The sequence below is a fragment of the Bacillus sp. A01H genome, from assembly GCF_045277205.1.
Classification (GTDB): domain Bacteria; phylum Bacillota; class Bacilli; order Bacillales; family Bacillaceae_G; genus Bacillus_A; species Bacillus_A paranthracis.
This window is the reverse complement of the sequence record NZ_CP117702.1, coordinates 2463466-2489758: the sequence shown is the minus strand read 5'-3', so window position 1 is coordinate 2489758 and position 26293 is coordinate 2463466. Positions and strand designations below refer to the sequence as shown.

At 32.1% G+C, this 26293-nt stretch carries 24 protein-coding genes; 5 read left to right on the top strand and 19 right to left on the bottom strand.

All coding sequences use genetic code 11. The annotated features are described in order from the left end of the window. Positions 1 to 107: 107 nt before the first annotated feature. Positions 108 to 2240, bottom strand: coding sequence for a penicillin-binding protein 2 (locus tag PSR14_RS13065; protein ID WP_048557839.1), 2133 nt, complete (start codon positions 2238 to 2240; stop codon positions 108 to 110). Between the two features lie 364 nt (positions 2241 to 2604). Between PSR14_RS13065 and PSR14_RS13060 the strand changes: the two genes are divergently transcribed. Continuing rightward, complete coding sequence (locus PSR14_RS13060; RefSeq protein WP_098487548.1) at positions 2605 to 4371, top strand: penicillin-binding protein 2; 1767 nt, start codon at positions 2605 to 2607, stop codon at positions 4369 to 4371. An 11-nt stretch (positions 4372 to 4382) separates the two neighbouring features. Here PSR14_RS13060 and PSR14_RS13055 read toward each other — a convergent pair whose 3' ends face one another. From PSR14_RS13055 to PSR14_RS13035, 5 genes are all read right to left on the bottom strand, one after another. Beyond that, positions 4383 to 5210, bottom strand: coding sequence for a hypothetical protein (locus PSR14_RS13055; RefSeq protein WP_001060776.1), 828 nt, complete (start codon positions 5208 to 5210; stop codon positions 4383 to 4385). Further along, positions 5200 to 5733 (bottom strand): RNA polymerase sigma factor, encoded by a 534-nt coding sequence (locus tag PSR14_RS13050; protein WP_000438320.1) that lies wholly within the window; start codon positions 5731 to 5733, stop codon positions 5200 to 5202. The genes PSR14_RS13055 and PSR14_RS13050 overlap by 11 nt, the downstream gene beginning before the upstream one ends. A 371-nt stretch (positions 5734 to 6104) precedes the next feature. Beyond that, entirely contained in the window at positions 6105 to 8072 is a 1968-nt protein-coding gene (locus tag PSR14_RS13045; protein ID WP_000737753.1) for a penicillin-binding transpeptidase domain-containing protein, read from the bottom strand. A 447-nt stretch (positions 8073 to 8519) separates the two neighbouring features. Then, positions 8520 to 9140 (bottom strand): SGNH/GDSL hydrolase family protein, encoded by a 621-nt coding sequence (locus PSR14_RS13040; RefSeq protein WP_113732617.1) that lies wholly within the window; start codon positions 9138 to 9140, stop codon positions 8520 to 8522. A 328-nt stretch (positions 9141 to 9468) separates the two neighbouring features. After that, complete coding sequence (locus PSR14_RS13035) at positions 9469 to 10128, bottom strand: CatB-related O-acetyltransferase (protein WP_000682535.1); 660 nt, start codon at positions 10126 to 10128, stop codon at positions 9469 to 9471. A 454-nt stretch (positions 10129 to 10582) separates the two neighbouring features. On the opposite strand from PSR14_RS13035, the gene PSR14_RS13030 reads away from it, so the two are divergent. After that, the gene (locus tag PSR14_RS13030) at positions 10583 to 11053 is read left to right on the top strand and encodes a DUF5065 family protein (protein ID WP_000771836.1); all 471 of its coding nucleotides are present in this window, start codon (positions 10583 to 10585) and stop codon (positions 11051 to 11053) included. A 580-nt stretch (positions 11054 to 11633) separates the two neighbouring features. On the opposite strand, the gene pepD is transcribed toward PSR14_RS13030, so the two are convergent. Then, on the bottom strand, positions 11634 to 13103 hold the full coding sequence (gene pepD / locus PSR14_RS13025; RefSeq protein WP_000287532.1) for a beta-Ala-His dipeptidase: 1470 nt from the start codon (positions 13101 to 13103) through the stop codon (positions 11634 to 11636). Between the two features lie 215 nt (positions 13104 to 13318). Between pepD and PSR14_RS13020 the strand changes: the two genes are divergently transcribed. Further along, complete coding sequence (locus PSR14_RS13020; RefSeq protein WP_000808872.1) at positions 13319 to 13708, top strand: YxeA family protein; 390 nt, start codon at positions 13319 to 13321, stop codon at positions 13706 to 13708. A 23-nt stretch (positions 13709 to 13731) separates the two neighbouring features. Here PSR14_RS13020 and spoIISB (PSR14_RS13015) read toward each other — a convergent pair whose 3' ends face one another. Beyond that, entirely contained in the window at positions 13732 to 13908 is a 177-nt protein-coding gene (spoIISB, locus tag PSR14_RS13015; protein WP_000852621.1) for a stage II sporulation protein SB, read from the bottom strand. 558 nt (positions 13909 to 14466) lie between these two features. Between spoIISB (PSR14_RS13015) and PSR14_RS13010 the strand changes: the two genes are divergently transcribed. Beyond that, complete coding sequence (locus tag PSR14_RS13010; protein ID WP_001041552.1) at positions 14467 to 14742, top strand: hypothetical protein; 276 nt, start codon at positions 14467 to 14469, stop codon at positions 14740 to 14742. Positions 14743 to 14785: 43 nt separating this feature from the next. On the opposite strand, the gene spoIISB (PSR14_RS13005) is transcribed toward PSR14_RS13010, so the two are convergent. The 5 genes from spoIISB (PSR14_RS13005) to PSR14_RS12985 form a co-directional block, all read right to left on the bottom strand. Then, the gene (spoIISB, locus tag PSR14_RS13005; RefSeq protein ID WP_000819051.1) at positions 14786 to 14962 is read right to left on the bottom strand and encodes a stage II sporulation protein SB; all 177 of its coding nucleotides are present in this window, start codon (positions 14960 to 14962) and stop codon (positions 14786 to 14788) included. A 75-nt stretch (positions 14963 to 15037) separates the two neighbouring features. Further along, positions 15038 to 15163, bottom strand: a complete 126-nt coding sequence (locus PSR14_RS13000) for a hypothetical protein (RefSeq protein ID WP_000594783.1) — start codon at positions 15161 to 15163, stop codon at positions 15038 to 15040. A gap of 112 nt (positions 15164 to 15275) precedes the next feature. Continuing rightward, positions 15276 to 16013 carry a type II toxin-antitoxin system SpoIISA family toxin gene (locus tag PSR14_RS12995; RefSeq protein ID WP_001997496.1) on the bottom strand — a complete coding sequence of 246 codons (738 nt, stop codon included), beginning with the start codon at positions 16011 to 16013 and terminating at the stop codon, positions 15276 to 15278. 188 nt (positions 16014 to 16201) lie between these two features. Beyond that, the gene (gene gpmA / locus PSR14_RS12990; RefSeq protein ID WP_000594125.1) at positions 16202 to 16939 is read right to left on the bottom strand and encodes a 2,3-diphosphoglycerate-dependent phosphoglycerate mutase; all 738 of its coding nucleotides are present in this window, start codon (positions 16937 to 16939) and stop codon (positions 16202 to 16204) included. 167 nt (positions 16940 to 17106) lie between these two features. Next, entirely contained in the window at positions 17107 to 17589 is a 483-nt protein-coding gene (locus PSR14_RS12985) for a MarR family winged helix-turn-helix transcriptional regulator (RefSeq protein ID WP_000191884.1), read from the bottom strand. Positions 17590 to 17685: 96 nt separating this feature from the next. Between PSR14_RS12985 and PSR14_RS12980 the strand changes: the two genes are divergently transcribed. Beyond that, positions 17686 to 19371: an alpha-keto acid decarboxylase family protein gene (locus PSR14_RS12980; protein WP_001997495.1), complete on the top strand. Its 1686-nt coding sequence runs from the start codon at positions 17686 to 17688 to the stop codon at positions 19369 to 19371. Positions 19372 to 19492: 121 nt separating this feature from the next. On the opposite strand, the gene PSR14_RS12975 is transcribed toward PSR14_RS12980, so the two are convergent. From PSR14_RS12975 to PSR14_RS12950, 6 genes are all read right to left on the bottom strand, one after another. Beyond that, positions 19493 to 20275 (bottom strand): class I SAM-dependent methyltransferase, encoded by a 783-nt coding sequence (locus PSR14_RS12975; RefSeq protein ID WP_000381793.1) that lies wholly within the window; start codon positions 20273 to 20275, stop codon positions 19493 to 19495. A gap of 284 nt (positions 20276 to 20559) precedes the next feature. Beyond that, positions 20560 to 20967 (bottom strand): VOC family protein, encoded by a 408-nt coding sequence (locus tag PSR14_RS12970; protein WP_061184473.1) that lies wholly within the window; start codon positions 20965 to 20967, stop codon positions 20560 to 20562. Positions 20968 to 21086: 119 nt separating this feature from the next. Continuing rightward, positions 21087 to 21797: a bifunctional 2-polyprenyl-6-hydroxyphenol methylase/3-demethylubiquinol 3-O-methyltransferase UbiG gene (locus PSR14_RS12965; RefSeq protein WP_000787480.1), complete on the bottom strand. Its 711-nt coding sequence runs from the start codon at positions 21795 to 21797 to the stop codon at positions 21087 to 21089. A gap of 97 nt (positions 21798 to 21894) precedes the next feature. Next, positions 21895 to 22656, bottom strand: coding sequence for an ABC transporter ATP-binding protein (locus tag PSR14_RS12960; RefSeq protein ID WP_000721687.1), 762 nt, complete (start codon positions 22654 to 22656; stop codon positions 21895 to 21897). An 11-nt stretch (positions 22657 to 22667) separates the two neighbouring features. After that, positions 22668 to 25007 (bottom strand): FtsX-like permease family protein, encoded by a 2340-nt coding sequence (locus PSR14_RS12955; protein ID WP_002170240.1) that lies wholly within the window; start codon positions 25005 to 25007, stop codon positions 22668 to 22670. A 6-nt stretch (positions 25008 to 25013) separates the two neighbouring features. Further along, positions 25014 to 26261: an MFS transporter gene (locus PSR14_RS12950; RefSeq protein ID WP_406644218.1), complete on the bottom strand. Its 1248-nt coding sequence runs from the start codon at positions 26259 to 26261 to the stop codon at positions 25014 to 25016. Between the last annotated feature and the right edge of the window lie 32 nt (positions 26262 to 26293).

Here is a 26293-nt window from a genome sequence, read left to right as displayed (position 1 = left end):
TAGCAACTATGATCGACGCTACCCCTTATTTCACACCTCATCTTTTTACTTATAAATGCTTTATATAAAATAGGGTCTCTTCCCCTGAGAAAAGTACACAAATTTTACTAATTTTGATTAGGACTATCTGTACTAGCACCCTCACCATGTATACGTTGCTGTTTTAAATCAAAATATGCATCTAAAACTTCCTTTCCAATTATAGAATTAATTCCACTTTTATCATTATGAAGCCACGGAACTACTACTGAGAATGCTACTTCTGGATTATCATATGGAGCATATCCAACTAACGTTAAGTTGTAACATTCCATACGTTCTCCTTTTGCATTTCTACCAATTGGATCATCTCCACCATACACAGTTTGGGCTGTCCCTGTCTTTCCTGCTGGTTTATATGGAGCATTTTTGAAATGCTTTACGCCAGTTCCATCCCCTTCTTGGAATACCCATCTAAACCCTTCTTTTATTCGATCAATATATTCTGTCTTCATATCAATCCGATTTAATACGACAGGCTCTATAGAGCGAATAACTTTACCAACCTCTTCTTTAATTGATTGTTCTCGTATTTCTTGTACAATTTGAGGTTGCATTCTATAACCACCATTCGCAATCGTTGAAATATATTGAACTAATTGCAACGGCGTATACGTATCATACTGACCGATGGAAAAGTCTAGTAAAAATCCAGGTTGACTATCTACTTTTCTCGTTTGTCCAATTATTTCATTCGGTAAATCGATACCTGTTGGGACGCCTAAACCAAATTGCTTGAAATAATAGCGCATCGTATCAAATGCTCCTTGTTTAATATCCAATGAGCCATTTGGTACGTAATTAACTCCCGCAATTTTTAAAGCTGTCTGGAACATGTATACATTCGAAGATACTTGTAAAGCTCGTAAATCATTAATATTACCAAATCCAGATACATTCCACGATTTCTTAGCTTGTGTACCTTTAAATTTCATCGGTGCATCATAAAATTGATCTCCTGGATGTATTGCTCCTGTCTCATATCCAGTTAATAAAGTAGCACCTTTTACAGCAGAGCCTAGCTCATACGAAGTTGTCATATTGCCTAATGCCAAATCCTCAATCTCTAGTACTCCTTCTTTTTCTACAATCTTTTTGCCTGCCATAGATAAAATCTGTCCGTTATTTGGATTCGTCATGACGACAAAAGCTCGATCGAGTAGCGGCTCTGAACTCTTAAAAGCTCTCAAGTTTTTCTCTATACTTTCTTCCACTTTCTTTTGTAATTCCATATCAATCGTTAATGTTAAACTTTTACCACTTTTTCCTTTAGCGATTACTTCTGTATTCATAATGTTTCCTGATTTATCAGTAATGTTTTTCACTTCTTCTTTTGTGCCATGTAATACATCTTCATATCGTTGTTCAATATAACTTTTTCCGACACGGTCATTACGGTTATATCCGCGTACCAAATAAGAATCTAAGTTTTCTTTCGGCAGACCTTCTTCACTACTCGTAATATTACCTAATACGGAACGAAACAAATTACCATTTACATAATTACGTTCCCAATCAACCGTTGCATCTACTCCTGGAAAATCCGCAAGATTTTCACTTATCCGCGCATACTCCTCATCTGTTACATCTTTTTTAATAATTTGTGGTGTTAGTTGATAACCTGAACTCATTTTACTTTTAATAGCTAACACCTTTAAATCTTGTTCTGTTAACTCACCCAATTCTACTTCTGTAACGCGACTTCGTCTTAAATCTTCTATTTTTTTATCTAACTCTTTTCCCTCTATTCCCTCTTCTTTAAACTTTTCTATATCTTTTTTAGCAATCTTTGTATCCGCACGTTTCGTATTCAACTGCATCCAAAAATCTTTTTTGTCGATATCAGTTAATTTATTAATATCTTGTTCAGACATTTCAAGTACTTTCGCCAAGTCTTTTGCTGTTTTTAAAATATCGTCACTCGTAATCCCCTTCACCCTGGTATACGTAATTGTACGAAGAGACTTATTATTAACGACCGTTTTCCCTTCTCGATCTAAAATCTGTCCACGCGGAACTGGAATGCTAGTTGTTGCATTTTGACTGTTTTCCACTTGATTCTTATAAGCCTCTCCCTCAACGATTTGTACTTTTCCTAGCTGCATAATAATAGCTGAGAATAGTAAAAATATGCAAAGGAACATGATATTTAATCGAATAGATATATATGTCTTCTGCTTCTTTCCTTTTTGTTCTTTCATAAATCCTCCATATAATTCTTCTGGAACTTCTCACTAATACTTAAACGTTCCCTATATATTACAAACCATTATTCGGTTATAAATAATGTCTTATCTTTTTTTCTAAATCCTTGTAAGTATCAATTTCTTTTGGTATAGCCGCGTAATTGATAAATCTCCCTTCCTTTTTTTTCTCTAGTTTTTTGTCGCTTGCAATGTGACTCATACTATATTTACACATAGGCTGGCTAGTAACTTTTCATACTGATTATTCCTTTCTTCATGCTGTAGTACTTAATAGACAATCTAAATAATAAAGTTGTTCCACATTTACAAAAAAAATAATTAACTATAAGATGAAGTAGGCTACAAAAGGGAGGATTTTATGTTACATACAAAAATAAAAAAATGGGGATTTTTTGCGGTTCTTTCTATTGTAGGTTTGATTTTACTAATTTTATTTAAAATCAACTTCATTTCAGTTACTATCGCAACTTCTTCAGCCGAAAGAGGAAAAATCTTTGATCAAAATGGTGTAATACTAGCTACAAATAAGAAAGTTAAGTCTCTATATTGTACTTCTAATGATGAAAAGTTATCGAAACAAGATACATCAAATACATTAGCTTTTTTCGATCAATTTTCAAGTAAGTTTCAACATGATATTTCTTCAGAGAGCATAAAATCTCAATTACAACAATCTTGTAAAAAACAGACTATGCATGATATACCGTTATACTCTGATATAGCTGAGAATGAACTTGCATTCATAAACAAAAACAAACCGAATAATGTAATAATTAAAGATGAATGGATTCGATATTATCCTAAACATGAAATTGGTTCACAGGTAATTGGGTATGTAGAAAATAACCTTAATTCAAAGCATATGCCAGTTGGAAAAAGTGGGATTGAGTTGCAATATGAAGATGATTTAAAAGGAAAACCGGATAAAACTCTTATTTTTAAAATGAATAACAAAGAGTTCTTATGGAACATTCAAAAAGTACAAAAAGGTAAGGATATCAGGCTAGCTTTAGATTCTAAATTGCAACAAAAATCAGAGGAAGCATTACGATCGCAAATTAAGAAATTACCTGATGCTAAAGCTGGTTATGCTGTAGTGAGTGATGCAAAAACTGGCGCAATTTTAACTATGGCCAACTCAGCAGTTTTTGATCCAAATATATTACATACTCATGTATCAACTAAAATAGATAACTTAAAATCACTTTCGCAAAATAAAGCAATTCAAAAATTAAAGTATGGTGAATCTTATGTAAATATGGCCTCTACTATAAAGCCACTTACTATTTTAATTGGATTAAACGAAAAACTTTTTCAACCTGAAGATACGTATTTAGATAACGGTACTTTTGAGTATGATAATCAAAATAACATTACAAATGCACCCGGAACACCAACAGGTGAGATTACACCGAGGCAGGCTATCATTAATTCATCTAACACATTTATGACAGCAAAAGTAGCTCTTCCATTATTTAACCAACATAATGGCAATATAGAAAAAGTGGCACATATATGGACAGATTATTTAATACAATTCGGCCTACGTTCTAAAACCGGGATTGATTTACCCTTTGAAGAAGACGGTCAGTATGAATTCCATCCTTCTAATAAGTTTGAAAATGGAATCTCCGCTTTATTAAATGCCTCGTGGGGCGGAAATGAAGTGCATACTCCTCTTCAACTCGCTCAATATGCAGCAACTTTAGCAAGTAAAGGTGATAAATATAAACCACAAATGGCAAGTGCTATTATTGGTCAAGATGGTAAAGAAACAAAAAAGTTTAAACCAATTTTAGAAAGTTCAAATCGTTACCCAATGAACTTTTGGAGTGTCGTACAAGGTGGAATGAGTCAAAATATAGAGGAGATTAAAAAGTTGCCCTTTGACGTCGCTGGTAAAACAGGTATTACAGGTTTTCCGAATGAGCAAGCAAGAATGATCAATCATTCTCTATTCATTGCATATGCTCCTACCGAAGATCCACAGATTGCCGTTTCTGTCGTTATTCCTGGAAGTAATTCAGAAAAAAACATTGCTGCTCTCGTTACATCAGAAATTTTAGAGTCCTGGAATACTCTTCAAAAAGAGAATAAAAACAAAAAGGAAGGTTCATTAAAGTGAACCTTCCTTTTTTACCAAATAGAATCTATATTTATTATTTTCCATTCACCTTCATTATTCTTTTCAAACATAAATGAGTATTTAATGTCAGTTAAAACATACTCTTTTTGTACATATCCAGTATTACCGTTAATTGTCGATATTTTTATATATTCATCCTTCTGCGCTTTTTCTGGAATCCAAGCTTTTACCATTTCATTAGATACTTCATATAAAACTTGTGATTCTCGCTTTGGTTCAGCTAAAATTTTCGTTTTATTTCCAGTAACAGTTGCATATATAAAATGAGGTTGCTTTGGTTGGTTACTTTCTGTCAATCCACTTGGTACTTTATATACATGTTTTGTATCATTTGCAAATTCTCCCCCCATTGTAAGTGCGACTTGCAACTCATGAAAAATATCTTCATCAAACTTCAATTCATCCTTCTTATAACTCTTCCCTTTAAATTGAACTTCATCTTTTAACGCTTTATACAATTCATTTTTATTTTTTACATTTGTACTTTGATATAACTCATTCATGAATTGTTTTAATGTTGGATCTTGAGCAGACTCATCTTTTGTTTTAGGCTTAATTTGTGTACTACTTTGTACCGGTGATTTATTATTATCAAGCCAAGGTTGTTGAACAATAAAAAATAAAAATGTACAAGCTAAAACCACAACAATTGGCAATGCTTTTTTACGAAATCTTCTTGTTTGTTTTAGAGAGCCCCCCTCATTACTTTCATATATAGATTGCTTTATTTTATAAATATATTCTTCTTCGTTTTTACGGTGTTCCATTGGGCCTTTTTTTAATTTTCTATACCAGTCAGGATTTTGTTTATTGTTCATCACTACTACCCTCCCCTATTAATTTTGAAACCTTACTTCTTGCTCTACTTAATCTAGATTTTACAGTTCCAATGGATACTCCTAGTGTTTCAGCCATTTCTTCATAAGATAGTTCATATTTTGCGTCCAATATTATTATTTCACGGTGCTTTTTAGGTAGTTTTAATACAACTTTCCACACATCATTCATTTCTTCTTGCTTAAAAAACTCTTGTTCTGCCGACACAGTTTGCTTGTCGTCACTAAAAAATCCTACTAAAGATATTCTTTTAAAATAAGATGATTTCAAATAGTTTATTGCCGTATTTCTTGTGATTTTTAATATCCACGTTTTAATAGATGACTCCTTTCGAAATGAATTCCAATTTTTAAATACCTTTATAAATACATCTTGCGTAATATCATCTGATAAGTGTGGATCTTTCGTAATAATAAATGAATAATTCCATACATCTTGCCAATAGTCTTTTATAACATCGTCCAGCTCATCATGATTACACTTTTCAATAAACGTCTGTTCCATTTCCACACCTCAAACTTATTTGAATAAACGTAAAACTACCCTCACTTTTATTATGGTTTCAATATATAGACAAGATACAAGTTTCATTTGTTCCATTGATTATTTTTTTCAATAGTAGAAATCTTAAATAATCACCAATATATTCTCTTAAATGACAAGTTCCATAATATCACATTTAAAACAATAGAATTTGATTTAAACAATGAATATAATGAGGCATTAACTCCCTAGAACTACAACAAAATAGAAAAAGCATTCTCAATTAGGAAGAATGCTTTTTCGAAACTTAATTCTTCATTTTTTTCTCAATTTATACATTTGAGTTAAGCAAACAATGAATGTAGTAAAAGAATTTACTTTATAATTAAGTATTATTTCTGAAAAACATGTTTTACTTTTTCACCTGGAACGTTACTTCCTCCTCTTCCTTTTACATCTTCAATCATCATGGTAACAATCATGTCTGGCGCATTTGCATCGAAAGCTGCGAACCATCCAAGTTCTTTTCCGTCTGCTTCTTTCGACTCTTTCAGTTCTGCTGTACCGGTTTTACCAGCAAGCGTTACACCATCAACCTTTGCAATTCTCCCTGCGCCATCAGGTTCATTAATGACTTTGATTAATGCACTCTTTAATATCTCTTGACTCTTTTTAGAAACCACATTTTCTTTCCAATTCCCCGCTACTTTTTCTTCTTTTAAAAGATGGGGTGACGGAATATTCCCTTCATTCACAATCGGTGCATATGTTAATGCTAAATGAAGTGGTGTCATTAATACTTGTCCTTGTCCGTATCCCGTGTCTGCTAGTTGAATATCATTTTTTATCCCATCCCTTGCAATAATTGAAATAGGAAATTCATATTCAATTGGTAACTTTTCATGAAAACCATATTTCTTCAGTTCATTTACATACTGAGTTTTTCCTATTTTCAAAGCTTGTTGAGCAAAATAAATATTATCAGAGTACTTCATTGCCTTGTCAAAATCAATTGGATTTGTATCCTTCACACGTGTTACATAATAATTTCCCCAAGATGAATCTTTTGTCCAATTCAATCCTTGAATATTAAATTCTTCCTTAGGATTTATTACGTTTGTTTCCAAACCAATTGCACCTGTAATCGTTTTAAATACGGAACCTGGTACAAATGCTTGTGTGAAGCGATTCATCATTGGTAGTTTCGCGTCGTTAGTCCACGCTTCTCTTTGGGCTTTTGAGGTTCCTCTAACTATTATATTCGGATTATAAGCAGGGCTACTTACAAGTGCGATTGTTTCACCCGTTTTAGGATTGATTGCTGCACTAGATCCTGCTTCATTTCTCATCTCATTAAAGATTTTTTCTTGAATTGCAGCATCAATTGTTAACGTAACATTTTCCCCTGTCTTCGCTTCTTTTTTTGCTACGTTTTTCATCTCTTTCCCATTCTCATCTTCTATAAATACGCGTCCACCCTTTTCACCACGTAATTTTTTCTCCAGTACTTTTTCTAGACCTGTCTTACCTATGAAATCATCAGCTTGATAACCTCTTTTTTGAAGCGATTTTAACTCCTCTGCATTCACCTTTCCTATATATCCTGTTAAGTGTGCCGCTGCTTCTCCTAATGGATACGTCCGAATATTGACTGGGCGAGATGAAACTCCTTCTAATTCAATATAATCATTCTGTCTAGTTCCTTCTTTTAAAATGCCTATTGGTACAAAGGAATTTGGTTTTATCCATTTCGCTGTAAGCTTCTGATCGACCTCTTCTATAGACATGTCCAGTAACTTTGCTACTATTTCTTTTGTTTGCGCCGCCGTTTCGCCTAGTTTCTCTGGAATAATTCCAACCTCAGTCGCTTTACCATTCGTTGCTAGACCTTTCCCATTTCGATCGTATATTTCCCCGCGTTTTCCTTGTTCTGTTTGCATACGTACTTTATAATCTTTTTTCATACCTGGAAAAATGAAATCTGGTGTCCAATCTATTTTCCAAGATTCCTTTTCTTTCACGAGTTTTGCTTCATGGATAAATGAAGCTGGTCCTCCATCCGTATCCATCTTAACTTCAAAAAGAAAAAGTTCTTTATTTTTCATATTCTCTCCTTTCGTTTTAACTTTTAAATTCTTAACGCCAATACCTTCATAAATTTTTTGGTATTTCTCTGTGAATTCCTTTTTAGAAATTGTTTTTTGAGCATGTTCTGATAAATCATCATACATATTTGCAAATTTTCTATCATTCCATAAATTTATATATTCTTCAAATGCTTGTTTTGGCGATTCGTTTTTATTACATCCTACCAACATCACTGCAAAACAAATGAAAAGCAGCATCCATAATTTTTTCAATTCAATCTTCTCCCTTAGTTAAAAATGTTTTTTCTTTCTTTATATATAAAATGAAAAATGTTTTAACGCTTAATTGACAATGTAAGTAATGAAATTGTTCCATATCTACACTAAAAATTTAATTTATGGTTAAGTTGGATTAGAAGAGAGAAGTTTTTAAGCTCATACAAGCAGTAGAAGCGGATATAATTAATGAACTTTATTATGAGTATTGTTTTAAAAATTTCATTTAAAATATCTCTTAGTTCGGGTTCTCCAATTCTACTTTTTTTGTATATATTTGATAAAAAAAGAACCCTTATACTAAGGGTTCTGCAACAGAAAATATCAAAAATATAAACAATAAAAGAATTACTTAAAGTATAATTTATAGGCACCCTATATACTTCTTTTCGTTTCAAAAAACCCCTGCGCTGTTTGCGACAAGGGTTTAGCTCATTCTAAAGCTTATTTAGAAGAGTCATGTACAGGCAAACTATTAAAAATCAATTCAGCAACTTTTACATACCCTTTTGAATTTGGATGAATGAAATCTGTAGACCAAAGCGTATTGTCATTAACTAACGGATGACTCCAAAAGTCAACATGATGAAGCTTATACTCTCTACTCAGTGAACGTATAACATCATTTGCCTCTAATAATTGTTCTTTTATTACTCGTTTTTTTTCAGAAGCAAGAGGAAGCCTTACTGTAAAATCTGGAAGATTTGCTATCATAATATTGGCACCTGTTTTACTTAATTTATCTATCATAAATTCCATATCGTTCTTATATGTTTGAAGGTTCCAACGTCCTTTTAATACATCGTTTGCACCCGCAATTAGACTAACCAAATCTGGTTTAAAAGCTAATGCTTTTTCCAATTGCTGTGAGCGAATTTCTTTCGTTACTAACCCGCGCTTTGCAAAATTGGCATATTCTATATCGTTTACACACAGTTGAACAAAATGATCTACCCAACTTTTTAATGTAATTCCCTCAATTTCATCCCCTATCCCCTCTGTAAAACTATCACCAATCGCTACAAATCGCTTCCACATATGTATTCCCCCTTTATTATGAACCATATTTATACTATACAATAGCTCACAACGTAATTGTTATTTCTAAATGGTTTTCGATTTCAATTAAATTCCATAGGAGATTTTTAAAATAGAAAAGGATAAATAGATAAAAATATTTCACATGAACAAAACATGAAAACCTACTTACTATACTCATACCAAATATAAAGTGAAACTTTAATCAATCGAGGTTGCATTCCTTCCCAACTGATTATTAGCCCTTACCTATCAGGATATCCATTAATGTGGGATAAACTTTTCATAATCAAAACTATTAATTTTTTACTACAAAAAACTACATCCTATATCGGACGTAGTTTTCCTAACAGATCTATCTAGGTTTTACTTCTTTGTTATAAAAATCATATAATAATTTAATAGATGAACTAGATAATATAGACATTGCCTTCTCAACTAATTCTCTATCCCAATCAAACCAACGCATTTCCATTAGCATATTTATTTCAGCATCAGTGAATCGTTTCTTTATTTCCTTAGCAGGATTTCCACCGACTATTGTATATGGCGGAACATTTTTACTTACAACAGATCCTGCTGCAACGATTGCACCTTCACCGATTGTAACGCCAGGCATAATAATAGCATTCATTCCAATCCAGGCATCACTTTTTATAATTGTATCGCCCTTCGGTTCATATGAATGTTCAATTTTCTCAACGAATGGATATACTGTAATCCATTCTGAGTGATGATTGTGATTACCACCCATTAAAATGACTACTCCGCTGGCAATACAAACATAATTCCCAATAATGAGTTTATCAAGATGCCATCCCATCTGTTCAATTGGATTGAAAAGTGCTCGGGACTTAGCATCCCCCCACAAATACCTTACACAGCCATCTTCAAAATTTTGATGATCATAATAACCTGAATAATAGGAGTACTCTCCTACTTCAATGAGTGGATTTGTTACTATATCTTTTATATACTTTGTTTCCGACCAATGATTAAATAATGGATGCTTCATAACTTTATTCCTCGCTTCTAAGTAGTGTAGATTTCTGCAATTTACTTAGAAGCTTACTACGACTGCTACATTTTTTAGCTTTTTCAAACGACGAATCATTATATTCAAGCCTTTCTTTTATAATAAAAAAATCATAACGTGATAAATTACATAAGTCAAATTGTAAAATTATGTACTAAACCTTAAAGTGTGAGTTGAAATTTCAACATTAAAACAATCGAGTTTTCAAATAAAAAATCCCAATTATATATAATAAAGATATTTTAGCTATACAACTAACTTATTTCTTATATTAGCCTTAACTCCCTCGATATAGTTTTATTATTTATCAATTTGTCTGATAAATCAATAAATGTTAATATAATTATAGAAGATATTATCATCCATTAGATTTCACAGCTAGTTTTTCATAAAAACGATTTCTGAATCCTTAAGTAAATAGGAGGTTTAGAGGATGAAACTTTTAAGGCAAGCAACAATTATTGGTGCATTGACTGTTGGAGGATTTTTATTTTCGAATACAATTGCTACACTCCCACCTGCGTCTGCTGAATCGCAACCTACACAAAAAGAATCACGATTTTTAGATACTTGGCGGTGGCAAAACTATTTTTTATTACATCATAATGCAGACTTTATAGAAGAGTTAGCAGTTGGTGACTTAAAGCATGGAGATACATTCGATGTTACTATATATACTGGTGGTAAGGATACCGGTATTGTAAAAATATATCAATTGAGTGGAAATGAAAATGATGAAATAAACTTGCATAGATATAAAACCATTTATGACTCGGGTTTAAAACATAATTATGGTAGATTTGTAACGCCTATTACTAAGGCTTATAATCCGGGAACATATGTAGCCGTTATGAAACTTGGAGAAAATTATTATTATGGAGGCAGCTTTAAAATCTCAAAATAATTTATGTTTATCTCACCAGCAACTAAATATTGGATACTATTTTCTTAAACAAAAACCATTTTAAAATCTCCTCTACCTTATATAAGATTGAGGAGATTTTGGTTGTTTGCCCTTTTTAAAATTAGAAAAAATCCTTACTTTCTTTATAAATTATCATTTTTACTCAATAACTGTTTCCACTTCTTTAAGTTCTACCATTCAATATGCAATATTGCATATTCCACATGTTCGATTTATAAATATGCGATAATTATTTTATATAAATATAGAAGGGATAATGCTATATGTCTTTCTTCTCTTGGTCTCCTCTTATTTTCTTAGTAGTTGTTTCAATCATCATTTCTATTAAAAAACTTAAGAAACAATAATGTATTATTTGGAGGTGTAATAATGTCATTTGCAGCGTGGTGTGCAATTTTCATGACTTTAATAGGGGCAATATCCGGAGCAATTTTTGGTACAATCTCCTCTAGAAATTAAAGCAAAAATGAAATACTTACGTAAAAACGAATTTCTAATAAAACTCTATACAAAAAAGTAGCCTATAAAATTTTATAGGCTACTTTTCATTTCATCATTATTACTTAGCTAATTCTTTCGTACCCTTCATTACATCAACGAAGAATCCCCAGTTATTCACAACAGAAGAAATACTAATATGTTCATCTGGAGTGTGAACATTGAATATATCTGGACCGAATGAAATTGCATCTAATTCAGGCATCTTTTGAACGAATACACTGCATTCAATCCCTGCATGTACAGCGAAGATTTCAACATCTTTATTGTATTTTTCTTGATGCACTTTTTCAAATAAATTACGAATTTGTGAATTCGGATTGTATGGCCATTCTGGATACTCTGACTCGATTTCAAATGTTGCACCAACTAATTCGGCAATACATTTAATCTCATCTGCAATATGTTGTTTTAAACTATTTACAGAACTTCTCACTTCGTTACGTAATTTAATTTCATCTTGCAACGTTTCAATAACACCTAAATTTGTTGAGCTTTCTACTAGACCTTTAATATCCATGCTCATACTTTGAATGCCGTTCGGAATTAAGAATAATGATGAAATAAGTTGCTTTTGTGTTTCTTTAGCAAATACTTTTTCTACTTTCTCATCTAATTTTGTAAGTGTAACATGAACATCTGGATCAACAGCACGCATTTCTTCTTGTAATACTCGTGTCCATGATTCTAGTTTTTCTTCTACTTTCTCTACATCTTCTGTACGTAATACGATTGTAGCTATACTTTCACGCGGAATTGCATTCGTTTTTAATCCACCGTGAACTTCACTTATATCAAATTGAATATTTACTGATAAATCATGTAATACTCGTCCTAATACTTTGTTCGCATTACCGCGTTGTTTATCAATTTCCATACCAGAATGTCCGCCTTTTAGACCACCGACATATAGACGGTATGCATCCATATTCGCTGGTGCTTCATCCCAAATTACTGGAATCGTTTCAACAGCTTTTGCACCACCTGCGCTACTTACAAGCAATTTATGATCTTCTTCAGAATCAATATTAATAAAAATCTTTCCTTCAAAATGATTTGAATCAACAGCGAAAGCTCCGCCCATTGTCGTTTCTTCTTCAGTAGTAATAACTACTTCTAGTGCTGGATGCGGAATATCTTTTGAATCTAATAAAGCTAATGCATATGCAACTGCAATACCATTATCAGCTCCTAAAGTCGTTTGATTTGCATATAACATGTCCCCGATAATTCTTAATTTAATTGGATCTTTTTCAAAATCATGTACGGTTGCTTGATTTTTTTCACATACCATATCCATATGCCCTTGAATGATAATAGCTGGTACATTTTCATAACCAGCAGTTGCTTCTTTTTTAATAATGACATTTAATGCTTCATCTTGAATCACTTCTAAATTACGCTCTTTCGCAAAGCCAACTAAAAAATCACTAATTTCCTTTTCATTACCTGATCCTCTAGGAATCTTTGAAATTTCTGCAAAATGATAAAATACAGGGTGCTTTGTTAATTGTTCTAAAGTAGAATACATTTTTAAGCTCCTCTCAAAATAACAAAATAATATGTAAGTCTTTTATCATTATACCATGATTCATAATTTTACTTTTCTTTTAACTTTTAATTTGATGTTCATTTTATGTACAACACTATTACAACATTGTAAGGATGTTGTAATCTATATCGATTTTTCTCATTTCACAATAATCATATACTGTGTAAAGAAACAAATTGAAGGAGATAAAGAAAATGAAACAGTTTGTAGCAATTATTACACTATGTTTATTATTTTCTAGTTTTACTATTGGCTGTGAGAGAGCATCACTAAATCGAATTGGTAAAGATGTATATTACGTGCAGATTAAAGGCGAAGGAGATACCGAAAAAGTAGAAGATAGAAACTTACGAAACTATACGTTGCCCGCATATGATGAAGATGGCGTCAAAAAACAAATTACATTTAGAAGTACGAAAAAAGAAAACGACCAAAAGCTAAAAGAAGACGCGTTTTTACGCCTTTATGTAGATCAAGATGATAATAATAAAAAGGAAATATCATCAATTGAAGTAAAGTCCTATGAAGAGATCCAGAAAGCAGATTTACCTGAAAAAGTAAAAGATAAGTTTACTATTAAATAAAATAAAAAACAAAAGAAAATGCTCTATGCATTTTCTTTTGTTTTTGTCACTCGTATATATTTTGAACTGCTATTATTCATCAGTTTCTCTAACCGATTTATATTTTCCGTTAACGCACCTTTCACAAGAGAGAAATCTGTATTTGGTTCTTCTTTTTTTTCTTTAAAAAACGAAGACTTTTGTACATTTACTTCAGCCATCTCTTCTCCCCCTCTTCAAAAATATACAACCTTCTATTTATATTATATCGCAAATGTAAACAGCATGTACAAGTATCATTTTCTTTTTAATTCATCTTCTAATTCTTCTACTTGCTGTAATGTATCTCCTTTTATTAACGAGAAATCTGTTGTATCTTCAACTCCTACCTGGCATTCTCTCTTTTTCATTTTTGTTAATTATCATAAAATTACCAATATTAATCTACTATTTAATAATAATATTTGATATTATAAAAAAGTAGATTTTATTGTAATTATAATCTAATATATTTTTGATTAAAATAATTTTTCACACATAATGGATTTAAAAACAACACAGTCTATTTACACTATTATACGTCTAGATACAACAGAAAAGAATGAGGTTATTTCTAACAATGGATTCTTTGTTATTGAATCAACAAACACCCAATGGCTATTAACTCGAAATATAATAAATGATTCCTTTGATATAACCTATTTAACCAAAAATCTTTTCGAAAATGAAATAGCAAAACTAATAAAACATTAATCCTTTAAGACGGGAGTATATTTATATTGAATAAACAACAGCATTCTAGCAAAAAAAAGGAAGGTTTTTTCGAAAATAGGATATTACCTATCATCACTGTTCTTTCAGGTGTCATTCTACTAGTGTACAAAGGGTTAGAATTTATTTCAAAGTATGTATTAATTTTAATCTTATTTACACTAATTATTGCTTCGTTATACTTATTGTTTATGAAAGAAATAGTTGGTGCTGTTATTGGATTCATTTTTGCAGCCCTTGGGTATTATATGTATAAAGTCATTTTTAAACAAAAAAAGAAATAACGCATAAACAAATCATAAAGAGGTAATGTAAAAGAGAATGTTTTTACGCATTCTCTTTTACATTACCCTCTTTTATATACTTATATGGAATTGCCTCTACAAATTTTTCTAATCGATCTACATTTTGAGTCAATGCACCTTTCACAAGAGAGAAATCTGTATTTAGTTCTTCTTTTTTTTCTTTAAAAAACGAAGATTTTTGTACATTTAATTCAGCCATCTCTTCTCCCCTTTTTCAAAAGGATACAACCTTTTATTTATATTATATAGCAAATGCAGACAGCTTGTACATGTATCATTTTCTTTTCAATTCTTCTTCTAACTCTTCTACTTGCTGCATCGTATCCCCTTTAATTAACGAGAAATCCGTTGTATCTTCATTGTCTTCTTTAAAAAAATCATTGTCACTATTTTTTATCACTACAATCACCTCTACGTGCTAGTGTAGGAATGATTGTCCGATTTTATACAAGTTTGTCTAAATTCGCTTTACCTTTATGTATAAGTGAAAAGGACAGAAAAAATTCCTGTCCTTATTTACTAAAATAACTATGATGTATTGTTAAATTATATACATTTTCAAAATCTCGATCTTGCAGGTTATTTTTCTTCCCGTCAATAACAATGAAAACATCACTTACTATTTTTGCTGGTATAATTCCGACATTTTCTACTTGTACTGCTCTCTGCTCATTCAATTGCTCAATGTACTCTAACGGAATCATAGTACTAAATTGAGAACGGATACCACGAAAGTTTGTATTTAATTCCTTTGCCGCTTCAAATACAACAATTTTTGCTCCAATCTTTTCCCCATACGAATCTAAAAATGCGTTTAAGCTTTTTGTGTATTCTTCCTCCGTATGCCATTCCATCGTACCGAACACTGCTGGATTGACATTTTGAATGATTGTTGTGTATATTTCTCCCCTTGCTTTAGAAGCAATTAATGACCGTTTTATCGATTGAACCGTCTTGCCGATATCGCTAAATTTCGCTCCCCATATTTCTGAAATATTAGGTGTTAAAATAAATGCAATATCAACGAAAATAACCATTGCAGTGAACATTAAAAGATTTTTCCAGAGGGTTAAATCAATTCCTTTTATCATGAAATACACGGTGACTGATATTATAAACAACCCATACCAAGTCTTTCTAATACGTTGCTTCTTCTCCTCGTACAACTCTTCGTTTTTCCAATAAAAGAAAACAAGTACTAGAAAAACGATTGCTAAAATAAATAAGCCGATTCGAATGTTAGAGATCACCAATGACATCACCCTCCATTCAAAAACTACTCACGATATCATTACATGCACAAGCAACTCTCTTTATGACAAAAGACGTGGACAAGCTTCTAAATTTAGTTACATCGCATATACATTAGAAGGTACCACGTCTTTTATCTTGAATCTACATTGTATATGTAGACAAGCATGTGTTTCAAATTTTCATGTTAAAAAGAAATATGTTTCGGAATTTCCCCTTCAGGTACTTCTCCATCCATACTTAAGTAATAATGACGAATTGGACGTAAATCATCGTCTAATTCATACACGAGTGGTATGCTCGTTGGAATATTTAATGAAACGACACCATCGCTTGAAAGATTATCTAAATATTTTACTAGCGAGCGAATTGTGTTACCATGTGATGAAATGATTACTTTGTTACCATTCTTTAATTTCGGCGCAATTTCTGAATGCCAATAAGCAAGTACTCTTTTCTCCGTATCCACTAAACATTCTGTCAATGGAAACTCACCTTTTTTCAGTGCTTTATATCTTGGATCATTCATTTCATACCTGGGATCATCCTCAGTAAGAGCAGGTGGTCTTACATCAATACTTCTTCTCCAAATATGAACTTGCTCCTCACCATATTTTTGCGCGGTTTCATCTTTATTCAAACCTTGCAATGCACCATAATGTCTTTCATTTAGCTTCCAAGATTTATGTACTGGCACCCAGGTAAGATCCATCTCATGAAGTACAATCCATAACGTCCGAATTGCTCGTTTTAATACAGATGTATAAGCTACATCAAAAGTATATCCGTTTTTCTTTAATATCGCTCCTGCTTCTCTCGCTTCACTTAATCCTTTCTCTGATAAATCTACATCTGTCCATCCAGTAAAGCGATTTTCAAGATTCCATAAACTCTGTCCGTGACGAATAAGTACAAGTTTTATCATAATAATTCCCCTTTCGGAAATGTGAATTTTATTGTTCCATTGCGTACACGTATAAAGTATCTAGTAATGTATCTTTTTATCCATTCACTCTATGACCAAATCATAGTTGCCAAATGTATGGATAAAATTTGTTCTTTTTCAAACTATAAAAACAGATATATTTCTTTTTATTTTTGATCGATTGCAACTTCCCTTTTCGATATCCAAGCATCAAAACCTGATCGGCTATGTGCCATTTCATTCATAACTTGATGCCAATTTTCTTCACATGATTCACCAAATTTTGAAAAAATAGCACCCATTTGTTGTCTTTGTACATCGCTCAGTTTTTTCTCTAAATCGGCACCTTGTTCTGTTAAAGATAACTGTTTCACACGGCGATCATGTATAGCTTCATTACTCTCAATTAAGCCCTTTTCCACAAGTTGTCGTAATGGTCCGTGTAGAGCCTGTTTACTTATTTCTAACAGTGATAATAACTCATTTACGCTTATACCTGGAAAGCGTGCGATAAAAAATAAAATTCGGTGATGTACTCGTTGTATGCCATACTCTTTTATAATTTCATCTGGCTTTTCAGTAAATGTTTTATATGCAAAGTAAAATAAGGCTAATGCTTCATTCATCTGTTCTTCTTTATGTTGTGTCATCTACTTTCCCCCTGTATGTAAATTATACCACATTCTCGTAATGAATTTTTAAATCCATACTCTACGTTTATTACAAGACAGCAAAACAATGAGGAGATGATTCACTTGAAAACGCAATATACTGTTAGTACTTATTTATTAGACCGACTAAGCGAATTAGGAATTGAACATATTTTTGGTGTCCCTGGTGATTATAATTTGGCTTTTTTAGATGATGTAATAGCACATGAAAATGTAGAGTGGATTGGCAATTGTAATGAATTAAATGCGGCATATGCAGCAGATGGGTACGCTCGCATAAAAGGAATCGGAGCTCTTATTACCACCTTTGGCGTTGGAGAATTAAGCGCCATAAACGGCATTGCCGGCTCATATGCCGAAAACGTACCAGTTATAAAAATCACGGGCACACCAACAACAAAAGTAATGGAAAATGGAGCACTCGTTCATCATACGTTAGGTGATGGAAAGTTCGATCATTTTTCCAAAATGTATCGAGAAATCACTGTTGCACAAACTAATTTAACCCCAGAACATGCTGCTGAGGAAATTGACCGTGTGTTACGTGCATGTTGGAATGAAAAACGCCCTGTTCATATTAATTTGCCGATTGATGTGTATAATAAACCAATTAATAAACCTACAGAACCAATTTTACATAAACCGATTTTAAGTAATAAAGAAACACTGGATAAAATGCTTCTACATGCCATTTCAAAAATAAACAGTGCCAAAAAGCCTGTAATTTTAGCGGATTTTGAAGTGGATCGATTTCACGCTAAAGAATATTTATATCAATTTGTAGAAAAAACGGGGTTTCCTATTGCAACGTTAAGTATGGGAAAAGGAATATTTCCAGAAAAACACCCTCAATTTATAGGGATTTATACTGGTGATGTAAGTTCTCCATACTTGCGTAAAAGAATTGATGAATCTGACTGTATTATTAGTATTGGTGTGAAGTTAACTGATACTATTACAGGTGGCTTCACACAAGGTTTTACGAAAGAACAAGTTATTGAAATTCATCCCTACACTGTGAAAATTACAGATAAAAAATACGGGCCAGTTGTAATGAAAGATGTTTTACAACAGTTAAGTAATGTAATTGAACATCGAAATGAGGAAACATTTGATATAAAGCCATTTATTTCAGAATCACTATCTATTACTGAAAAGTTTAATCCAAAGCCACAAATGGTTACACAAAAACGATTTTGGCAACAAATATACCATTTCTTACAGGAAAACGACGTCTTACTTGCAGAGCAAGGAACACCTTTCTTTGGTAGTGCCGCTATCCCTTTACCAAACGACACTACATATGTAGCGCAACCATTATGGGGATCGATCGGCTATACGTTACCTGCTCTACTTGGTACACAGCTCGCTAATTTATCGCGGCGCAACATTCTAATTATTGGTGATGGTTCTTTTCAATTAACTGTCCAAGAATTATCAACTATACTACGTCAAAATTTAAACCCAATTATATTTTTAATTAACAACAATGGTTATACTGTTGAACGTGCAATTCATGGTCAAAACGAACCGTATAATGACATACAAATGTGGGATTACACAAAACTAGCGAACGTATTCGGAACAGAAGAAAAAAGCCTAACATGTACAGTGGAAAATGAAATAGAGTTACAAGAAGTCTTAACTAAAATAAGTATTGATAAGGATCAACTTACCTTTGTTGAAGTTGTAATGAGCCAAGGGGATCAGCCTGAACTGCTAGCTAAACTTGGGAAAAGATTCGGCCAACAAAATTCTTAATATAAAAAGCATAACCTAATTATATACAAGGAAAAGGATGGAAAGTGCCACCCTTTTCCTTGTATATATACTATTTTAAGAACCTTCTTCGACTAACGTCTCGTGTGACAAGTCAAAATTCTTAATCAACCTTTAATTTTATAGCTTTTGTAGCAATAAATGTTTTAATATGCTTATCTAATATCCTTGTTCCACCAAAATCATCCTCATAAAAACCTGTTATAATAAAACCCGCTTCAATTTGGCCTTGGATTTGATCTTCCAGTGTATGCGCATATTCTATTGTTTGATTTGAATCGATGTAATCTTGAACTTCATCCTCTGGTAAATAATCCAATGTCGATGAAGGGATTGAATGTTTTACATCAAGAATACCTTTTTGTTCTTGATTATCATCAAAAATCCATAGTAACGGATTTGTAAATCCAGAAATGAGAATACCTTTATTCTTTAAAACCCTTGAAACTTCATTCCATACAAGATGTACATCTTTTACAAATAAATTAGAAACAGGATTTACAACAATATCAAAATATTCATCCTCAAAATCACTAAGGTCTGACATATCTCCTTGAACTGTTTTTAAAGTTAAACCATCTCGTTTTGCTACCTTTTCATCTTGTTCCAATTGCTTCTTGGATATATCAGTAACTGTTACATCCGCCCCAGCAGCAGCTAGAACAGGTGCTTGTTGCCCTCCACCTGACGCTAAGCAAAGTATCTTTAATCCATCTAATGATTTTGGAAACCAATCTCTAGGAACTGATTTTTCTGTGGTAACTGTGATTTCCCATTCACCTGATTTACTTCTTTCAATAACCTCGCTACTTACAGGTTGCGTATATCTAGAACCTTCTTCAACCTTTTTATCCCATGCATTACTGTTTTGTTGAGTTGTATCCATTATAACTATTCCCCCTAGCTATCTTGTTACATTTTAAGTGTAAGATCATTTACTATTTATGCTTTTTTCTATTAACCTAACCAATAATTAATACACATTTTTCTATATTTATATTAACAGATAAAAAGTAGTTAGAAAAATAAAATATTCCAAATAGAAAAAATATAAATTTATTTAAACAAATAAAAAGGCATTCCAAACTTGTTGACGGTTGGAACACCTTTTTATTTGTTATTTAAATTTTCAACCTCTTAACTACACCCATTAAACAAATCAATTACAATTTATTCCGCAAGCGTTAACTGCCAAGACACACCATACTTATCATTTAACCAACCAAATCTTTTGCTAAACGGATAGGCACCTAAAGGCATAAGTACTGCTCCATCCTCCGCTAGTTTATTAAAAGCTGTTTCAATTTCTTCTTCCGTATCACAAGTTACATAAAGAGACATAGCTGGCGTAAATGTAAAATTATGATTTACATAACTATCTATGCACATGAACTCTTGCTCGTGTAATGTAAACGTTGCATGAATGACAGTACCCTCTTTACCAGGTCCGTTTTCATCGTAACGAGAGATACTTACAATTTCTGATTGATCAAATAGCGACGTGTAAAAATTCATCGCTTCCTCAGCTTTTCCTTCAAACATTAAAAACGTAGTAATTTTTTGATTTGTGTTACTCATTTAGAGACAACCCCTTGTTATGTATTTATGCAAAATATACATCGGTTAACAAAAACGAACATACATTCTCATTATTATATTGTCTATAAAAACGATGAGTTTGTCAATTATCTACATTCTTATTTCTTCTTAAATAATGCTGTCCAAAGAAATGATTCTCCAAACATAGTATTTGGTTGTTCAATCTGTTCCATCTTTCTAATTTCAATCACTTCAAATCCTTTAAATATCTCTCTTAGTTTTTCTTCCGAATAAGCAAGACCTCCTTGTAAACTCCATCCTCTATATACGTCCCAATCTGTTATTTCTGATCCATTTCGCTCATCTAAATCACCTGCCGCGAAACACGTTAATCCGAAATAACCACCTGATTTCAATGCGTTTTTAATTAAATCCACATAATTGACTCTTCTATGTGGTGGAATATGATGCAAACAGCCCGAATCGTATACAAAATCAAATTCATTTTGAACCTCTAAATTGAAAATTGAATCACAAATAAATTCAATTTCTACTCCTTTTGCTAACGCCCTCTCTTTCGCCCAGCTAATGCCTTCTATAGATAAATCTACTGCTGTTACATCAAACCCTTCATTTGCTAGATAAATTGCGTTTCTACCCGGACCACATCCAAGTTCCAGTACTTTTCCTTTTGAAACCCGCTTTTTTTGTATATACGAAACTAGATTCTCATCTGGAACATTTTCAAAAAACGGAACATCTTTTTCTCTATTCGCATAAAATTCATTCCAAAATGGTTCTGCTGGTCTTAATAATGAATCCAGCATTTTAATAATATCTTCTTGCGTGTGCAACGTTTCATTTTTCATTTGCACCCCTCCAATTTTAATATTCAGAAAATTATTATATATCTTTTAGAACTTTAAGACAAAGAAAAACTCCTACATTCAATAGGAGTTTTTCTCTTTAAAATCCAAGTACAGCTAACCAGTTTAACAACTTCTCTTCTCGCGCTTTTAAATCATCGTTCCTAAGCTTACCTAACTGTATTTCACTAACAATTTCTCCGTCCGCCATAAAAAGAATTCTTTCTGTTTTTGCTGCTACTTTCACATCATGAGTGACTAACATAATGGTCGTTCCACCACGATTAATATTTAATAATATTTGCATTACTTCTTCTGTTGATTTTAAATTTAAAGCACCAGTCGGCTCATCTGCAAAAATAATATTTGGATTATTAATGAGCGCTCTACAAATAGAGACTCTTTGTAATTGCCCCCCAGATGCTTCGGTTATATAATGAGACGCTATATCACTTATCCCCATATTCTCCATTAGCTCTAGAGCACGTTTATTTACTATTTTCTTACTTTCACATTTCGCTAAATATGCTGACAAGATGATATTATCAAATAGGTTCAAGTTTCTAAGAAGGTTGCTCTGCTGAAAAATAAATCCTATTTCAGTAAGACGTAATTTCGCTAACGCTTCTTCTTTCATACATGATAATTCTTTACTATCAATTTTTACACTTCCTGATGACATTTGATCCATTCCACTAATATTATATAGTAATGTCGATTTCCCAGAACCAGAAGGCCCCATGACCGATACAAATTCTCCCTCATAAATCTCTAAATCTATATTTTTTAACACGTGATAATTTGTATTTCCATCCATTGAATATGTTTTGTTTACTTGCTTTACTTCTAAAATTTTTTTCAAGTGATACACCCCTACTCCCCATTTGGCTTTACATCGTTTGTTTGTTTCATAGTAAAACTACTGAAAAGCGTTGTTGCAGTCACACATATACATAATATAGCTGGACATATTACATAAGAAACGATAGGATTCACGACAAACTTTATATGAGCAGCTCCCATAAAAGACCCTAACCAACTTACTAACATTTCACCAAACGTAGCAGCTATACATGTCCCTATCACAATGCCTAATAATACAATGAAGATAGAACGTGTTATATACTGTATACGAATATCTTTACTAGAAAAACCGATATTTTTCATAATTAAAATTTGCGAAGAATCTTTTGCTAATAACATTTTAAAAAACATTGCAGTAATTAAAACTGATATCAATATCGCAATCAAAATAGCCACTTGTGTCACGAGTCTTAATTGTTTAATTGTTTCTCCTAAAGTTTGCGTTACATAATCATTTGTATCTGTTATTTTTACAGAACTAAATTTTTGTTTATACTCCTTCACTTTTTCTTGCAAATCCACTTTAGGCTTCATATCTACATTTACTACATACCATAATATATTTTCATTATTATTAGAAAAACTAGCTTTAGCTGTTTTCCCACCATTCGTTACATCTTGATACATACCACTAATCGTTAGTGTTTTCTCTTTCCCATCAACAAATAAAACGATATGATCCCCTACATTCTTTTTTAATTCATTTGCGTTCATATAAGAAAGAGAAATTTCATTTTCATTTTTTGGTGCCCTACCTTGGATATAGTCTAATGGAAATTTAGTGAAGTCTCCCATTTCTACATTTAAGTTTTCATGTGTACCATCAGCGTTTACCATTTTAAATGTACTCGTAACAAATGTTGCATATTTTTCTACTTCTTTATCATTTTTTACATATGAAATAACACCCTTAAAACGTTTCTCTATATTTTCAGTTTGCTGTAAATCTATTCGAATATCACTTTTTCCTGTTCCCATATAATTTACAAAATCCGGTGACTGAATCGTATACAAAAAGTTAACAGGTACAACAATCATGAACACAGCTATTATTAATACGATACTTAACACACGATATAACTTGAATCTTTTTATAACATCTTGTATACCAATAAATATATTTACATTTGTAAATTTAGTTTGTTTGAGTGAAAAGGATTTTCTAATCTTTCTTTTTCCTAGTTTATCTCTTGATTGTAAAGCGTCTATTGCTGTAATTCCCCTAAAATTCCGCAAAATAATACGACAGAACAGGATAACGACTAAAAATAACAATGTTGTAATTATGAATGGCACAATATTGTGTAAAATGCTTTTATTTGCCGCCCCCATATAAAGGGTGATATTTGAAGTGAAGATTTTTGTAACAAATAGTGAGAGTATATATCCACATATACATCCACCAGCTGAAATCACAATATATTTTGTTATATATAATTTTTGAATATCTTTGTTATGAATCCCAATTGCTTTCATAACACCAATTTCTCGATAATCTTCTTCCATCGAAGTAATGATCGTAAATCTAATACATAACATTGCAATTAACATTAATAATCCACTTATTATGATAAGTACGGCAGCTATTATTCCGTCTGTTAATGAATTGAGTGTTTTAAATAGTGAGTACGTAATAGAGGGACCTTTTTGAGGTAAGTTCGATGACTTATATAGATTTTCAAATTCATTTATTTTATATTCGTCTGTTAGCTGGAATTCAATAAGATATTCGCTTTCTCCAAAATTTCTTTTTATTCTTTCAAAATCCTTATTGCTTATTACAAATCGTTTTGAACTAACGATTGATGGGTTCATTTGAACATCACGAACAAATGCTGAAATCGTAAATTCTAGTTCATTATTATCTTTAATAACCCATATTTTATCTCCCATACGCAAATTATATTTTTGCATATAATAAATGGGTACACCTATTTCCCCTTTCCTAACATCGACCACTTCATTATTTAAATTTAATAAAAAATCAAACTTACTATTTTGTTTCACGAAACTAATGTCCATTACACTATTATGTTCTGCTTGATTTTTCTTTTTAATAAAAATGTTAGATCCATTTATTTGAACCATCTCAGCCGTTTGCTGTTTTTTTACAAACGGATTTTTTTCTACAAAGGAATCAATTGACTTTTGATTTACTTCTCCGGCATGCATTTGTACGAAGTGCGGTGCGTTTGATACTTTAACCAATTGATCCATTGAGTTCAATAGATTTATAACATTACTTGAAGCACTAGCCATTAAAAGACTTGATAACATGATAAACATAAATAAAATGGTAATTATCATTTTATTTTGAGAGAAATCTCTTTTTAACATTCTCCTAATCATATTAAGCTAGTTCCCTTCATTCGATAGTATTTTCTTCGTCACAACCGCTATTAATAACATTATGAAACTAATAACTAATATAGGTAAATAAATTTTCATGCTGAATTCTTCAAACATAAAACCGTAAATGACTTGCCCAATCGGTGCCATACATTGGGATACCGCTGTTATAATTGCCATTACTTTTCCTAAGTTCTCATTTGGTGTTTTCTTTTGAACTACAGTAATCACATAGATGGATACAATTGTCATAATCATTGCAATTAGAATAGAAGAAAGTATAAAGAGAATAAATGGTGGATAGTATCCTAAATTAAGAATAACTGGTGTAACTGATAGTGCCATCGGTATTACTAATAGAGCTATTAAAATCATCCAATAATACAATGTTTTCATCTGTAGCTTTTTCGCAAAAAAACCTATTGATAATGCACCTATTATAGTAGCAAAATCGATCAATCCCATTCCAATGCCATATAACGTGTGGCTACTCTCCATTTTTACTCGTATAATAATTGGAGCACCAACAACAAATAGCGGCGTCAGTATTAAATTTAGTAATGCGGCTAAAAGCATAGATTTCAAAATAAATGACTGTTTTAAAACGTATATAAACCCTTCTTTCATATCCTTTACAATTGTCGGTATGATATGGCTTTCTTGCACTCTCTTTATAAAAGGTATTGTAATAAACATTTCTAAAATCGCAGATAAAAAGAAAGCAAAGCAACTTATTATTACGAGCATTTTCAAACCAATTATGCCGTACAATATTCCTCCTAATACAGGAGCAACTATATTAGATAATGCTTGCACACCATTTACGATACCGTTCGCTTGTTCTAACTTTTTCTCTGGAACTAATTGCGGAATACTCGCCATTACAACTGGTGCGTACATTGCATTAACGATTGCTAGTAAAAACATAATTGTTCCGATCAATAGAATAGATACAGATCCAGTAAATAGCAAAACTATAAAGCTTAATACAATCGCAGCATTTATAAAATCAAAAATAACCATTACATTACGGCGATTGAAACGATCTGCTATCGCTCCACCAAGAGGAGCTAGCAAAAACGGAATACTTGTTACCGCATATAATCCTGCAAATATATCAGCACGCCCTGTTATATCAAGTACATATAATGACAGAGCAAAACGTAAAAGTGTTGAACCTAAAATAGTAATAATTTGCCCACTCACCATTAAATAAAAATCTTTCATCGAAGGTTTTATACTAATAGACATCATAATCACACCCTTCCTTTAATTTAGACCGACTG